The organism is Pseudomonas sp. PvP100 (genome assembly GCF_017833055.1).
In the GTDB taxonomy this organism is placed as follows: Bacteria; Pseudomonadota; Gammaproteobacteria; order Pseudomonadales; family Pseudomonadaceae; genus Aquipseudomonas; species Aquipseudomonas syringae.
The window spans coordinates 3992113-4007338 of the sequence record NZ_JAFIBO010000001.1 but is presented as its reverse complement, the minus strand read 5'-3'; the positions used below and the strand labels follow the sequence as shown (position 1 = coordinate 4007338).

At 51.1% G+C, this 15226-nt stretch carries 9 protein-coding genes, 1 tRNA gene and 1 pseudogene; 2 read left to right on the top strand and 9 right to left on the bottom strand.

The annotated features are described in order from the left end of the window. Positions 1 to 39: 39 nt before the first annotated feature. Both msrA and JOE39_RS17225 read left to right on the top strand, forming a co-directional pair. Positions 40 to 546, top strand: coding sequence for a peptide-methionine (S)-S-oxide reductase MsrA (gene msrA, locus JOE39_RS17230; protein WP_099266135.1), 507 nt, complete (start codon positions 40 to 42; stop codon positions 544 to 546). Positions 547 to 700: 154 nt separating this feature from the next. Next, positions 701 to 1108: pseudogene (locus JOE39_RS17225) on the top strand (transposase); the annotation flags it as partial. Positions 1109 to 1318: 210 nt separating this feature from the next. On the opposite strand, the gene JOE39_RS17220 reads toward JOE39_RS17225, so the two are convergent. The 9 genes from JOE39_RS17220 to dnaG all read right to left on the bottom strand — a co-directional run bounded on the left by JOE39_RS17220 (position 1319) and on the right by dnaG (position 14935). Beyond that, positions 1319 to 2215 carry an HNH endonuclease signature motif containing protein gene (locus tag JOE39_RS17220; RefSeq protein WP_210078546.1) on the bottom strand — a complete coding sequence of 299 codons (897 nt, stop codon included), beginning with the start codon at positions 2213 to 2215 and terminating at the stop codon, positions 1319 to 1321. After that, complete coding sequence (locus JOE39_RS17215) at positions 2212 to 3780, bottom strand: AAA family ATPase (RefSeq protein WP_210078547.1); 1569 nt, start codon at positions 3778 to 3780, stop codon at positions 2212 to 2214. Before JOE39_RS17215 ends, JOE39_RS17220 begins: the two co-directional genes overlap by 4 nt. A 115-nt stretch (positions 3781 to 3895) precedes the next feature. Beyond that, the gene (locus JOE39_RS17210) at positions 3896 to 5659 is read right to left on the bottom strand and encodes an ATP-binding protein (RefSeq protein WP_210078548.1); all 1764 of its coding nucleotides are present in this window, start codon (positions 5657 to 5659) and stop codon (positions 3896 to 3898) included. A 2-nt stretch (positions 5660 to 5661) separates the two neighbouring features. Then, on the bottom strand, positions 5662 to 6780 hold the full coding sequence (locus tag JOE39_RS17205) for a DUF4297 domain-containing protein (protein ID WP_245227488.1): 1119 nt from the start codon (positions 6778 to 6780) through the stop codon (positions 5662 to 5664). A 516-nt stretch (positions 6781 to 7296) separates the two neighbouring features. Beyond that, entirely contained in the window at positions 7297 to 7827 is a 531-nt protein-coding gene (locus JOE39_RS17200) for a hypothetical protein (protein WP_198714012.1), read from the bottom strand. A gap of 386 nt (positions 7828 to 8213) precedes the next feature. Continuing rightward, a tRNA-Ile gene (locus tag JOE39_RS17195) sits at positions 8214 to 8290 on the bottom strand. A 15-nt stretch (positions 8291 to 8305) separates the two neighbouring features. Next, positions 8306 to 10792, bottom strand: a complete 2487-nt coding sequence (locus tag JOE39_RS17190) for a bifunctional diguanylate cyclase/phosphodiesterase (protein WP_210078549.1) — start codon at positions 10790 to 10792, stop codon at positions 8306 to 8308. A gap of 269 nt (positions 10793 to 11061) precedes the next feature. Continuing rightward, a complete protein-coding gene (gene rpoD, locus JOE39_RS17185) occupies positions 11062 to 12912 on the bottom strand; it encodes an RNA polymerase sigma factor RpoD (RefSeq protein ID WP_003316235.1) in 1851 nt (616 codons plus the stop codon). Between the two features lie 67 nt (positions 12913 to 12979). Beyond that, positions 12980 to 14935: a DNA primase gene (gene dnaG, locus JOE39_RS17180; RefSeq protein WP_003411786.1), complete on the bottom strand. Its 1956-nt coding sequence runs from the start codon at positions 14933 to 14935 to the stop codon at positions 12980 to 12982. Between the last annotated feature and the right edge of the window lie 291 nt (positions 14936 to 15226).

Below are 15226 nucleotides of genomic sequence, written 5' to 3'. Positions count from 1 at the left end.
CATAACTATCCCTGTCTCCATAAACCGCAAGGACAGACCATGACCAACCCAACCGAAACCGCCATCCTTGCCGGCGGCTGCTTCTGGGGCATGCAAGATTTGTTGCGACGCTACCCCGGCGTGCTGCATACGCGAGTCGGCTACACCGGTGGCGAAGTACCGAACGCCACCTACCGCAACCACGGCAACCATGCCGAAGCGATTGAGATCGTGTTTGACCCGGCGGTAATCAGCTACCGGCAGATTCTTGAGTTCTTTTTCCAGATCCATGACCCGAGCACGCCTAACCGGCAGGGCAATGACCTTGGGCCAAGCTATCGTTCGGCGATTTACTACCTGAGCGAACAGCAACGGGATATTGCCGAGGATACCGCGGCTGACGTGGACGCCTCCAAGCTGTGGCCGGGGCGTGTGGTCACGCAAATCGAGCCCGCGAGTGAGTTCTGGGAGGCGGAGCCGGAGCATCAGGATTATCTGGAGCGGATACCGAACGGTTATACCTGCCACTTCATCCGGCCGAACTGGAAGTTGCCGAAGCGGGCTTGAACCTGAATCGCACCGGGAAAGGCCGCGATAGGGGGAGAGCGCAAAAGCTGACCTGCCCCTGTCATGCAGGCGACTGTAGCAGTGGTAATCAGACACTTTTATCTGGCGATATTCTCGCCTGAATGAGTGTCTGGAATCACTAGATCACTACAGTCAAGATTTAAGTCTCAAGGTGATGAGTGAGCTGAAGGCCAGGGTGGAGAAAGCGCTTCCGTACATGACCACGCAGAATGCACTGGGCAAGGCTGTGAACTACCTGGCAAACAACTGGAGCAAACGGGAACGGTACGTCGAGCAAGGCTACCTGCCGATCGACAACAATACCGCCGAGCGCGCGATCCGGCCTTTCGTCATCGGAAGGAAGAACTGGTTGTTCAGCGATACGCCCAAAGGCGCGACGGCCAGTGCTCAACTTTACATTTTGGTCGAGACCGCCAAAGCCAACAGCCAAGAGCCTTATGCGTGGCTGTGCCACGCACTGGAGCGTCTGCCAAAGGCATCCTCGGTTGAAGATTACGAAGCCCTGTTGCCGTGGAACTGCAAGCCTGGACTACACAGCTAAACGAAGCGCCCACTTTTGACTAGGTGGGGTTTATAGAGCGCTTACCGATGATCGGTGTCACACTAGAGAGCTTAATCATTCCGGAGGTTGGCAGCGAACATCGCCTACGCGCGGATGATCCGGCATCCACGCAAGCTCAGGTCGATCCCGTTTCGTACCGCGGATTTTCTCAAAAAACCATGAGCAGCCTAATTCGCTCAGTTGTGCTCGCTACTGGTTGAGAACTGGAATTTTTGATACTCGAGCATCCACCAATACAAGCATAAGAGCTTGATAAAATCCACGTTGCCAGTGATTTGGAAACTGAGCTTGAGAAATACCCGGCTCGAAAATAGTCTCACGAATCAGTTCATTACTGAGGCCGATACGCCTTAGAGAGTCAACTTGAGCCATCACGGTCCCCAACAATTGTGCGGCCTTAACTCCATAGCGATGGGCCAAATTAAAATCCAAGAAATGCTTAGCAACACGAAGTTTATCAGTATCGTTCCATTCAGCAGGGGGATTAACACGATAAATGAATTTCCCAGGCTCGCCATTTACTTCTTCTTCGTACGAGGCGACAATCCATTGGTCGAGAAAAAATCTATCATTATCTAAATATGGCTGAATTATTTGACTATACGCTTGATCTGCAAATGCAGAAGATTTTCCATCCATATTGCAATCGCGACATGATGGAACTAAATTTACGGGCAGAATTGAAAATTGAGGGAAATGAGCTTTTGGTAAAAAATGATCCAGGTTTCTTGGGGTTCCTATTCCACCACAGAATGGGCAGCTCTCCATCGCCGCATTTAAGATTTTGTTGTAGACCTCTCTGGCAGGCTTTTCCTCTGGAACGAAGTAAGTTTCGTAGAGTTTGATGAGATCTGATTTCATTAACCTATTCAAAACCAATGGATTCTGAGTTGCACTACAGTCAATAGGTTGGAGAAGGTAAAGCGAGCCACCACGAGAGCTTGCCGAATATTGCTCACCTACATCTACCAGATTTTTTTTATCCGCTTCGACGTTGCTTTTCAGAGCATTATTACCAGTTATGCCTAATAAGCAGGCATCAATCACATGCTCTAAAGTATAATTGGGTTCAGCAAGCCGTATCATTTTTCTAAACCTCTATCTCGCGTCGCGATGAGAACGCGTAGAATTGCTTTGCCCTCGAAGCCAAGCTGTCCGTGGTAACTCTTAACTATTTCATCGTAAGTTCCTCCCAATGTTACAGACTTTGCTAGTAGGTCATGAAACCCTGATTGGGCTACCTCTAAGTTAAAAACTTCGGCTGTTAACACTCCAACATTTTCCGCAAATGTTTCGATTTTTGGACGGCTTGTGATTACGTCCTTACCTATTCTATGAATTATCCAACCACAACTTTTTGGGACTTCCTGAAGCACAACCGGAGAATGAGTGGCTATGAGGGCTATGCCATTTTGATCATGCAGAAGGTCGGAAAGTGAGCGTACAAAGGCAGCTAGCAATGGAGGGTGCAAGTGACTTTCCGGCTCATCTAGCAGCACCAGCGTTTTCTCCTCAACTGTAGCCACCAATCTTGTAATAGTCAGTAGAACCACTGAGTGGCCAGAACTCATCTTGGACAGGTATGGGAGCGCTTTTTCCAAATATGTTTGCTTAAATTTTTCAGAATCCGACTGCTCTGAAACGGGCATATTTGATCGGACACCTAGGTAAACTGAGGCTAGTTGCTCTAAGTTCATGAAAGCGAAGTTTTCATCAGATCCCAGTTTCTGTATTGCGCTCAGCCATCTAGCAGTTTTTGCCGGATGTTGAAAACATGAGATTAGCGCCTTTACACAATCTACCCTCAACTCCGGAACCGTCCTAAGCCTTCCTCGTTCTTTAGCGTCCTTCAATCCTATATAAAAGTAGCACGTACCTTTTGCCGGATCCGGTTGTTCGCTTGGTGGGTCAAAAGGGTCAAATGCGCTGAACGAAACAGATACCAGGCTACTAAAGTAGTCGGACTCTATTGGTTCTCCCCGTTGTCCACGAAAACCACCAATTGAAGATTTACCTGTGATGGCATCAATCATCCCATTAAGAAGAGTCGTTTTTCCAACACCATTTCGGCCAATTACGGCATGAATGTTAGTACTTGGTTTGGAGTCTACGGTAACCTTGACGTCTATTGATATTGGTCCGTGCTCATCAGTTTCTGGTCTAGCATAAACAAAGCTGTAGTCGGTTAGCTCTGCTTTGCCGATCAATACACGTGCGAATTGTCCTTTCACCACCGATAGACTAAAGTTTCTCAGCAAGGAGGTGCTGAACACGCTTTCATCGCTGATATGCTCGATTATTTCCGGTGAGAAAACAATATCTCTAAGCGACTTCAATAACTCTGAGCGAATTGGCTCTTCTACTTTTCTCATTTTTTTGTAGAATTCGACGCTTTGACCTAATGAAAAGAAATCCTCTGGCAAACTTTCAAAAATCTCCGGAAGCTTTGTGTAAGTAGCTAAGGTGACTGTCTGGCCGGTGAAGCCTATTTTCGTTCGGCCAATGTCATGAAGCACTCCATTCCCATCATGAATACTCATTGAAAACATGGTTACGAACGAATAATCGTTCCAGTTATCCCTAGTTAAATAAACTGTGTTTTGACCCAATGCCGGCTTAGGTGTTCCTACTGGCAGAACAATAAATTTCATATGTTATTCCGTGTGTTATCACGCGCAAGGTAATTCTCGTCAAGACGCTTCAGCAAACGGAGGTCTGTAGTCAGAGTAAGTATTTTTCTCACAGTTAGGTTTTTACCTTTCTTATTTAAATTGCCGTTATTTCGACGGTGCTCAGGTGGATCTCTTGATATTCGTCGAGGTTCTGAGAAAGGAAACTGCGTTCTGATCGTCCTCCGCCTATGTGAAAAATCTTTGTATCGTTCGGGAAGTAATTGTCTTTAATTTCACTGACTTTAAACTTTTCTATCGGTTTTGCGGTCTCATTGGTGATAGTTTCATCCTTGATGTGCTCAGATATCGAAATGAAAGCTTGGGTATCCTTAGGTAAATTACTGCCAACGAATGATAGGATAGTATCCAAGCTGGTTTCGTCAATATCCTCTTTGAGAATCGCGTCTAGCAAAAACGGGAGCCTATGAACCGATTTTGATTTTTCGATTAAAGAGTTTAATGCAAAGTGATACGCCATGACCGTCTTGTGAAGTTCAACGCCTTGCCGGGGGAAGGAACTGATTTTATACAACTCTAAATACCTAGCGTCGGTCAGTGGTTTGAGTTCCAATAACGACATATAGCTCGAGAAAATCTTTTTAAACTCAGCTTCTTTATTGGCTCGCTTGGATATGGTTTCCTTTTCTGTTGTCATAGAGTCAAGAGCCGTCTTTATGTTCTCCAACTCAACTTCTGCGTTCTCAATATCGGCTTGCATTTTTCTGTATAGCGTAGCGTTAGCTTTGTTAGATATCCATTGGTTAAAAGTAACGCCATCCACGGCCCTGTCTACTAGAGCGCTGTAGTCGTTAGATATTTCGTACCTTATTGCCTTAATTTTTTTATTGGATGTATGGATTTCTGATTTCTTATCTGATAGCTGCTCGGTGATGTGTGATTCAAGCTTGACAGTATCATTATATTTTTGATAGTAACTGTATAAGCCTTCCAGTGAGTATGTAAGCACTTGGGTACATGCCGGGCAACGATCCACATCGTTATAGTTTTGCTTCTTGATATTGCTCTTTGTTCTTTTTAGGATCTTGTGGTGATTTTGTAGTAGAGAAAGTTTGTTGCATAAGCTTATGTATTTGTTCCTTTCTTCTTCTAATAATCTAGTTTTTTTGACATAATTCTCTATGTACTTTTCGGCCTGATCTCCAAACTCTTCGTCGACTAATTTTGCGAATTGGAATTCCGCCTTTTTTCCGTATCGTCTGAGATTGCTGACGTCAGCTGATAATCGTTCCTTTCGCTGTAACAGCTGTCTATGTTCTACACGATCGAAGCTGTTGCTTACACCCAGATAGTAGTCTAAGTAGTCATCTTTAAATCCCTTGTAATATTGTAGATTTGAAAATGACTCTCGCAAATAAACCCAGCCTACAGACTGCGAAATATAGTATGGTAGAAACATGCTTTCGAGAGGTGCGGGCTTAAGCTCACCTTTTTGCTCAAGCTGTAGGGTAAATCCGACCAGGTTTCGTAAGTATTCCTTCAATACGACGTGCTCAGCACTATTGTCAGCATTGATACCATGAAAAGGAACCACTTTTCCAGTCGGCTCCTTAACGTAGATTGATCTTTGCGTTCTTACTATAGAGTATTTTTCTTCATTTCCGTCGACTGTTTTAGAGAAGTCAACTCTGAATGTTGGATGATAGCTTAGGATTTCACCCAGGCTCTCTTTGATATCGTTAATTCCAAAAGTATATAATAAGCTCTGTATTAGTGAGCTTTTTCCCGATGTGTTTCGTCCGCTAATTATATTTGCGCCCGGCGAGAACTCGTCGCAGAAGCAAAGACCATGTGATTCGGAGCTAACAAATAACAGGTCGAACGTCAGGGTTACATTCATTTTCATGTCTCGCTGTAATACTGCACAAATGCACATAGAGCAGCAAAGAATATTTCTACGCTCTTCAGGTTTATATTGTGTTTATCTTTGATGTTGTTAACGTATTCCTGAAACATGTCGTCATAAGTGTAAAAGCTTGAAGTGTAATTATTTTCTTTAATAAAGTTTTTTATTATTTGGTGTTCATTGTTGCTCATGTCTTTTAGTAGTTCAAAGGTATCTTTGATACGGCTCTCGTGGCTGTTTTGAATGTGTATGGGTATCTGAAATTTCCGAGATAATTCTACTGAATAAGTTCGCCAGAGTTCGAATGTTTTTTGCTCTGTTTGGATAACATTAATCGCTTTTTTTATCTCGTTACCCTCAATTCTTTTGGTTTTGTCGAGTAAGCTAACAATTTTGCCTTGGTTGTATACAGCTTCGACATCTCTAAATAGACTTAGAAGCAGTTCGATCGCTGCTGAATGGTCTGAGATGTGAGGGAATTTTCTGCACATCAAACCGACTAAAGAATCTTTTTGAGAGTTTTTGTTGCGGGGGAAATCCACCCATTCGATTTGCAAATTAGAAAGTTCAGTCTCGTGATATGTGGTTGATTCTTTGAGGCAATGCTCACGCACTTTTTCTTTTATTTTGTTTTTTATGTCTTCAGGGATGTCATTGTAATGACTCTTGCAATTTTGCTCGTTAAGAAAATGGGTTATATCTTCTTTTCCATTTGCCTTTTCTATTTTTTTTGGTGAATAACTTAACTTGATATCGGTATTTGATATGAAGGTTAAGCTATGCACGTAGTCTTTGCACTTTGTTGCTGGGTCGTTTTTTAAGTTATTGCCAACCCCAAGCATCTTTGCTATGACTTCGGCAAATCGCGCATCGATCGTCCATACGCTGCCTGAAAGTTTTTTTGCTTGATATGAGTGAATTACTTCAATATTGCTTAGGCAATTCGATCTGTAGCAAAATAGAAAGTCATCATGATGTTCTACGCATAGGAAAAACTCTCGACTGCTGATTCGGGCGTAATCATTTAGCAATAAGTACAGTGCGCAATTACGTTGAAACTCGAAGCCTAGCAGAGCGTCTATGCCTGAGTTAGCTGCTTTTTTCTTGTTGGTCAAGGTCTCACCTTTAAAGCCAGAAGCATTTAAATTTACTCTGGCTCTGTGCGTTAATACATAATGCCCTGATATGCCTTTGCATCCGACTTGACGGCGTATGTGAGCAGCACATTGCTGGATTTCGGCATTGCCACTTTTGCGTCAAAAAAGCCAATGCCTTGGGTAACGTTAGCGGCATTTCAGTTCTGAAAGTGCGGCCACGTATGAGGGTGATCACCGAGGGCAGATGCTTCGAGTTGGCTCTGAGGTTGATTTTCAAGGCCGTGAGGTGTCTGTAGCTCTTCCGAAGCGTGTTCAGGAGTCTGAGTGTGCTCGTATAGAGCTTCTGCGTGCGCTGCGCCTGGGCAGTAACAAGGATGAAGTCCATTTCTCTACCATTCAGAGAATCCTACATACTCGAATAGTACCGAAATTTAGCGTAATGGCACGATAAGATTGCAGGCTCGCGTTTCTGGCCTTGACGAACTACATCCTCGGCTTACCTTCCGGATCAGTTACGCCCCAACGGCCAAACACCTATGCGAGCTCAGCGGCCTGCTCCGACTTGAGTATCGTCTGGTGCAGATGGTTGATGTGCTCGACCGCCTTGTGACCCTGCGCCAGGTGGGGCACGATGATTTCGCTTGTCTTGGTAAAGCGATGGCCAACGCGCACGGTGTACGCTCGGAAGACCCAACTGAAGAAACCCGTGTAATACATGGCGTCTTCAATATCGCGCCACTTCACGCCGCGAACCCCTTTGCTCCAGGGCAAAATGCCCCTGTACAGCCAAACACCCACGTCATCCGTGTAAACCCTAACGCTTTTAAGAAAGAGGATGTTGTAGATGCACACCGAAAGGGACACGACCAGAATAAATACGCTGGCCGTCATACCCAGCCGAAAGGCTGCGTCCGATTGAGCGTTGTGGGCGGTCCACTGGCCGATGGCTATCGACACGACGATGAAGAAAATGATTGTCATCACTGTGTTGGCATAGGCCAGCCAAGACAATCGGAACACTGCGTGTGTTGATTCGACACTGGTGGGACTTTCGAATCCATTCATATCTTTTATCTCCTTGTGACATCTTGCTAATCAGACCCTGCAGCGGTGGGCCTTACCTTGTGGGCGACTATCCTAGCGCGTTTCTGGTGGCGTAATGAAGCGGTACAAGCGGCTCTGCGCCGAGAAAAGCTTCATTAGCGTGGCCGCTGATGCGATTTTGACTCATGCTGACGGAAGTCATTGACCTACCCAAGCACTCAGCGAACGAAGCCTTTGCGCAGGATTTCAAATGCCGCTTACAGGTCAGTCAAAATCAGAAGCCGGTGTCAAATTCGCATCCTAGGCGGCTGGCGAACCAGCACTGTTTCCTAAATTGCACCCTTGGAATGTCTCTGAAGCGGTCCGCCCAAAAACAAAAAAGCCGCGCAATGCGCGGCTTTCAAAGGTGGTGGGCCCACACGGACTCGAACCGTGGACCAAAGGATTATGAGTCCTCTGCTCTAACCAACTGAGCTATGGGCCCTCAGTAGGTCGCGGATTATAACGGCGGTTTCGCGGCTGTGCTATCCGAAAAGTCCGAAAGATTCATAAGAAGAAATCTCTCGCGGAATTCTTCGGCGTCGAGGGGCAGGCTGACGATGTAGCCCTGGATCTGTTCGCAGCCTTCGCTGGTCAGAAATTGCTGCTGCTCGCTGTTCTCCACGCCCTCGGCGATCACGGTCAGTTGCAGGCTGCGCCCAAGGGCGATGATGGCGCGGACGATGGCGGCGTCGTGGGTGTCTTCCGGCAGGCCGCGGACGAAGGACTGGTCGATCTTGAGGATGTCCAGTGGCAGGCGTTTGAGGTAGCTCAGTGAGGAGTAGCCGGTGCCGAAGTCGTCGATCGCCAGTTGCACACCGAGTGTCTTCAATTGGTGCAGCACGGCCAGCGCTTCCTGGGTCTGGCTCATGATGAAGTTCTCGGTGATCTCCAGTTGCAGGCAGCCGGGTTCCAGGCCGTTATCCGTGAGCAGTTGTTCGATGCGTTCGAGCAGGTTGGTCTGGCGCAGTTGCGCGCCTGCCAGGTTCACCGAGAGCGGGCCGAACGGCTGACAGGTCTTGCGCCATACGCCCATCTGGCGGCAGGCCTGCTCCAGCACCCAGTCGCCAATCTGCAGGATCATGCCGTTTTCTTCAGCCAGGGGAATGAAGTGCTCGGGCGGCACTTCGCCAAAGGTTGGGTGGTTCCAGCGGATCAGGGCTTCTGCGCCTGCCATTGTGTGGGTCAGCAGGTCGATTTTGGGCTGGTAGGCCAGTGTCAGTTGATTGCGCTCCAGAGCTCTTCTCAGTTCCTGCTCGAGGGCGATGCGCTCGCTGGCCTGCTCACTGAGGTCGCAGGTATAGCTTTCGACCCTGTTGCGGCCTTTTGCCTTGGAACGGTACATCGCCGCGTCGGCATTTTTGACCAGCGTGGCTACGTCGGTGCCGTCGGTGGGGAACACGCAGCTGCCAATGCTGGGACTGATGTAGAGCTCATGTTCGCCAGCCTCGAAGGGCGTGTTGAAGCAGGCCAGTAATTTATTGGCGATGGCCTGCGCATCGCTGGCTTGCAGCAGGCCGGGCAGCAGAACGATGAACTCGTCGCCGCCCAAGCGTGCGACGGTGTCGATGTCGCGCAGGGTCTCCTTGAGGCGGTGTGCGATGCCTTTGAGCAGCAGGTCGCCGACCGGGTGGCCCAGGCTGTCATTGATGTGCTTGAAGCGATCCAGATCGAGGAACAGAACTGCGCCGAGACTGCCGGATTCTTCGCTGTGCAGCAGGGCGGCCTGAAGCCTGCTCTCGAATAGTATTCGGTTGGGCAGGCCGGTGAGCGGGTCATGGTGGGCCTGATAGTCGAGGCGCGCCTGGGCGTGTTTGAGGCTGGAGATGTCGGCGAAGACGGCGACGAAGTGGGTCAGGAGGTCGTCTTTGTTGCGCACGGCACTGATGGTCAGCCAGCTCGGGTAGAGCTCGCCGTTCTTGCGGCGGTTGCTGATTTCGCCCTGCCAGTGGCCCTCGGCTGTGAGTTGGTGCCACATCGCGGCATAGAACGCGCTGTCATGTTGGCCAGAGGCAAGCAGGCGAGGGGTCTGGCCGATGGCTTCACTTTCGCTGTAGCCAGTGATTTCCGTGAACGCGCGGTTGACGGCGCTGATGCTCTGGTCGGTATTGGTGATGAGCACACCTTCGGCAGTGCTCTCGAAAACAGTCGCCGCCAGATGCAGTTTCTCCTGCATTTGCCTGCTTTCGGTGATATCGCGTGTGATCGTCAGCAGACAGTCTTCGCCGGCGATGATGAGGGGTTGAGAGGACAGTTCGCACAGTCGAATATCGCCATTGTTGTGACGAATGCGGACCCGCATGTCTTTGACGAAGCCATGCTTTTTCATGCGTTCGATGAGCCTTGAGCGCTCGCTCAGGTCAACCCAGATGCCCAGGTCAAATGTCGAGTGGTCAAGGCAGTACTTTTCGCTGTACCCGGTCTGACGGCAAAACCCTTCGTTGACCTCCAGCAGCATGCCGTCCTGTTGCCGGGTAATCGCCATCCCGTCAGGCGAGGCATGAAAGGCTTTGGCGAACTTCTCTTCGGAAAGCTGCAGTTGTTGGCGGGCCAGTTTGAGCTGGGTGATGTCACGCACTATCACCAGCACGGCAGGTATCGGGCTATGCTCGAACGGTTGGGCGGACATGAGCCCTGAAAAGGTTTCGCCGTTTTTGCGCCGAAAGGGTATCTCCAGATTATGGATATCGTCGGTCTGCAATTGCAGCAAGACTTTTGGGCCGATGCCTGGCACTGCCCACAGATTCAGTTCTGTCGGTGTCTTGCCAATCACTTCATCAAGGGGGAGGCCGGTTCGCTCTACGAACGCCTCGTTGGCGTCCATGATGTGCCCGTCAGCAAGGCTGACGATAAGCATGGCATCCGGACATTGAGCGAAGATCGAGGCGAATTTTCCCTCGGACAGGCACGACGCTTCCCGGTGACTGTTGTTGATTACTCCACGCATATGCGGCTTACGTCCGTGTCTGACTATCGCTGGTGATGGTGTGGCGTAACCTTGTAACTTCAATGATCCAAGGCTTGGTTCGAAGAGCGCTGGTGTCTGGTGTGATACATAGTTGTAGGTCAATTCTTCAGGAGCTGCAATTAGACTGATGTCTGACCTCTTCTTGATTGGGTCAATTGACAACTGAGCCTGCAAACTTTGAATTTTCTTTTGCCCCGGAAACGCAAAACCCCCGGCATGCCGGGGGTTTTGTTGACTCGCTGGTGCGATTACTCGTCGAGGAACGAGCGCAGGTGCTCGCTTCTTGTCGGGTGACGCAGCTTGCGCAGTGCCTTGGCTTCGATCTGACGAATCCGCTCGCGGGTTACGTCAAACTGCTTACCAACCTCTTCAAGCGTGTGGTCGGTATTCATGTCGATGCCGAAACGCATGCGCAGAACCTTGGCTTCACGGGCAGTAAGGCCCGACAGCACTTCGCGTGTCGCTTCCTTCAGGCTTTCAACAGTGGCGACATCGATTGGCGACTGCATGGTCGAGTCTTCGATGAAGTCACCCAGGTGCGAATCTTCGTCGTCACCGATCGGGGTTTCCATGGAGATCGGCTCTTTTGCGATCTTCAATACCTTGCGGATTTTATCCTCAGGCATTTCCATGCGTTCGCCCAGCTCTTCCGGGGTCGGTTCGCGACCCATTTCCTGCAACATCTGCCGGGAAATGCGGTTGAGCTTGTTGATCGTCTCGATCATGTGCACCGGAATACGAATGGTGCGTGCCTGGTCGGCAATCGAGCGAGTGATTGCCTGACGGATCCACCAGGTGGCATAGGTCGAGAACTTGTAGCCACGACGGTATTCGAACTTGTCCACAGCCTTCATCAAACCGATGTTGCCTTCCTGGATCAAATCGAGGAATTGCAGGCCACGGTTGGTGTACTTCTTGGCGATGGAGATCACCAGACGCAAGTTCGCTTCAACCATCTCTTTCTTCGCGCGGCGGGCCTTGGCCTCACCGATCGACATGCGACGGTTGATGTCCTTGATCTCGGCGATTTTCAGGCCGGTCTCTTCTTCCAGTGCGGACAGCTTCTGCTGGCAACGCTGGATGTCAGGCTGCAGGCGACCGATGGCTTCGGCGTATTTGCTCTTGCCCTTGGCCAGTGCGTCAGTCCAGCTTTCGTCAACTTCGTTGCCCGGGAACTGGCGCAAGAAGTCGGCGCGCGGCATACGTGCATCACGTACACACAGCTGCATGATGGCGCGTTCCTGAGCACGAAGACGCTCAAGAGCACCGCGTACACGCTCTACCAGACCTTCAAACTGTTTTGGAACCAGTTTGATCGGCATGAACAGTTCGGCCAGCGCAACCATTTCGGCAATGGCGTGCTTGTCGTCGCGACCAAATTTCTTCAGGGCCTTGCGGGTGATTTCCATTTGATCGGAAACCGCACCGAAGCGCTGCTGGGCGATGACCGGATCAGGACCGCTCTCGACTTCGTCTTCTTCGTCGCTGGCGTCTGCCGACTCTTCCTCGTCGTCATCGGCCCCTTCTGCCTTCGCGGCTTTGGGGTCGACAGGCGGCGGGACTTCGGCAGGCGGCGCAATGCCGTCGTCCGGGTCGATATAGCCGCTCAGGACATCGGAAAGGCGACCGCCTTCACTGGTGACGCGTGTGTATTCGGAGAGAATGTGGTCAACCGTGCCTGGGAAGTGCGCAATTGCGCCCATCACTTCACGGATGCCTTCTTCGATACGTTTGGCGATTTCGATTTCGCCTTCACGGGTCAGAAGTTCAACGGTACCCATTTCCCGCATGTACATACGAACAGGATCGGTGGTACGCCCGATGTCGGTCTCGACCGCTGCCAACGCTGCAGCCGCTTCTTCTGCGGCTGCCTCGTCGGTATCGGCGTCGGCCAGCATCAAGGCGTCCGCATCCGGAGCACTCTCGTGTACCGGGATCCCCATGTCGTTGATCATGCGGATGATGTCTTCCACCTGCTCGGGATCTGAAATATCCTCGGGCAAGTGGTCGTTGACCTCTGCGTAAGTCAGATACTTCTGCTCACGACCCAGGGTGATCAACTCTTTGATACGAGATTGCTGTTGCGCTTTTCCGGACATAACACCCTATCCACTGAAGGTCTTGGCGGGCAAAAAACAAGCCGAGGATTATACCCGAGCTATGACCTCACGCGCCAGTTGAGGTCGGGGTTTGTGCGGGAACATTGCGATTTAGCAGTTCCCTAAGCTGAATTTTCTCTTCTGCGCTCAACTCGGTCTGCCGAGCCTTGCTGATCAGATGTTCCAGACTGCGCTCGCGTTGGCGAGCGGATAAGCTAGTTATAGTGTCGAAAAACTGTTGTTCAAGGTTATCGGCCTCAATCAGCCATTCCTTTTCTGCCAGGGCACGCAGCAAGCGGCCCTGTTCAGTACCGTGCCATCGCGCTATCAACTGTAACGACCGAAGGTTTGGATTCTTTTGCCGAGCCTCGATAAGAGCGACCAGCAGTTGTGCGTTGGATTGGTCTTCTGCAGCGAAATGGCTGGCATTTTCGACCTTTTCCGCCAATTCGGGGTGATGCAGCAGGGTTCTCAGTGCGGCCTGCATGGGCGGCTCGACGGCGGTGGGTACGCGCGGCGTTCGAGGTTCGAAGTCCTGGCGCTTGCCTTTTTTGCCCCAGGATTTGTTGTCCCATTTTTTTTGATTCGGACCGCCGGTTTTCTTCTGCGTCCATTCCTGCTGAGGCTCATAACCGCCTTGTGGCTGGTAATCGGCAAAATCAGGCATGGCGTCGTAGTCGACATACGGGTCGTAACTCGGTGGCGCCTCTGCCGGCGCGCTCTGCACCAACTGGCTGACGGCTTCGCCGGTCAGTCCGGTAATTTCGGTCAGGCGCTGACGCATCAGAATACGCAGGTTCGCGCCGGGTACCTTGTCGATCAATGGCGCCGCGAGGGTGGCCATGTGCGCCTTGCCCTCCAGCGAGCGCGGATCGGACTCTTTGGTCAGTTGCTCGAAAAAATAATCGGCCAGCGGCTGCGCGTGCTGATTGATGCGTGCCTTGAACGCGTCGGTGCCTTCGGAGCGCACCAGCGTGTCCGGGTCTTCGCCTTCGGGAAGAAACAGAAAGCGCGCCCGGCGTCCGTCCTGCAGGTTCGACAGGGTCGCTTCCAGCGCACGCCATGCAGCGTTGCGTCCGGCCTGATCGCCGTCGAAGCAGAACAGTACGTTAGGCACGACCCTGAACAGGCGCTTCAAATGCTCTTCGCTGGTTGCAGTACCCAGCGTGGCCACGGCATTGCGCAACCCTTGCTGGGCCAGGGCGATGACGTCCATGTAGCCTTCAACGACGATGATTTCATCGAGGTTGCGATTGAATTTGCGCGCCTCGAACAGCCCGTACAGCTCCTGGCCCTTGTGGAAAACCGGTGTTTCCGGGGAGTTCAGATACTTGGGTTTATCATCGCCCAGTACGCGGCCGCCAAAGGCGATGACGCGCCCGCGTGAGTCACGGATCGGAAACATCACCCGGTCGCGGAAGCGGTCGTAGCGTTTGCCGGTTTCGGCGTTCTCGATCAGCAGGCCGGCATCGATCATCACCTTTTGCTGCAATGAGTCGCTGCTCAGGTGCTTGTACAGGTTGTCCCATCCGGGAGGGGCGAAGCCCAGGCCAAAGTCCCTGGCAATTTCGCCGGACAGCCCGCGGCCCTTGAGGTAGTCCACCGCAGCCTTGCGTGACGGGTGGCTTTTCAGGGCCTGGCGGTAGAACTCGGCGGCGGCGGTCAGCAGCGGGTAGAGCGGGGAATCGGTCGGTTGTCGGGGCTTCTGGCCTTTTACGCTCTGTTCGCGAGGCACTTCCATGCCGGCGGCCTTGGCCAGGTCTTCGACGGCCTGGGGGAAGTCCAGGTTGTCGTGGTCCATGATGAAGCCGAGCGCGTTGCCACCTGCGCCGCAGCCGAAGCAGTAATAGAACTGCTTGTCCGGGCTGACGCTGAAAGAGGGTGTTTTCTCTTTGTGGAACGGGCAGCACGCGGTGTAATTCTTCCCGGCTTTCTTGAGCTGCACGCGCGAACTGACAACATCGACAATATCGGTGCGGTTCAGAAGGTCGTCGATAAAGCTCTGGGGAATCAGCCCGGCCATGGCGTTCTCATCATTCAAGCGTGGTGCAAAAGTATCGGATGACTCTACGAGCGTTCCGTCAGCCTGTCAGCCGTCTTTTTGAAGACGTCGGCAATAAACGGGCACGTCTTTGCATCCGAAGGACGGTGTTGGCCTGAAAGGAATAGATCTGATCCCGCGAGTGGATCAGAAAGGCCACAAGCTTTTTTGCCCACGGTGAGTGGTCAGAGCCTGAGGACACGGAAGACGCTGCCTTGGCTGAGCTTCTTGCGAAGTCATCAAGGCATACTCGTCTTGTCATCGGTCGATGTG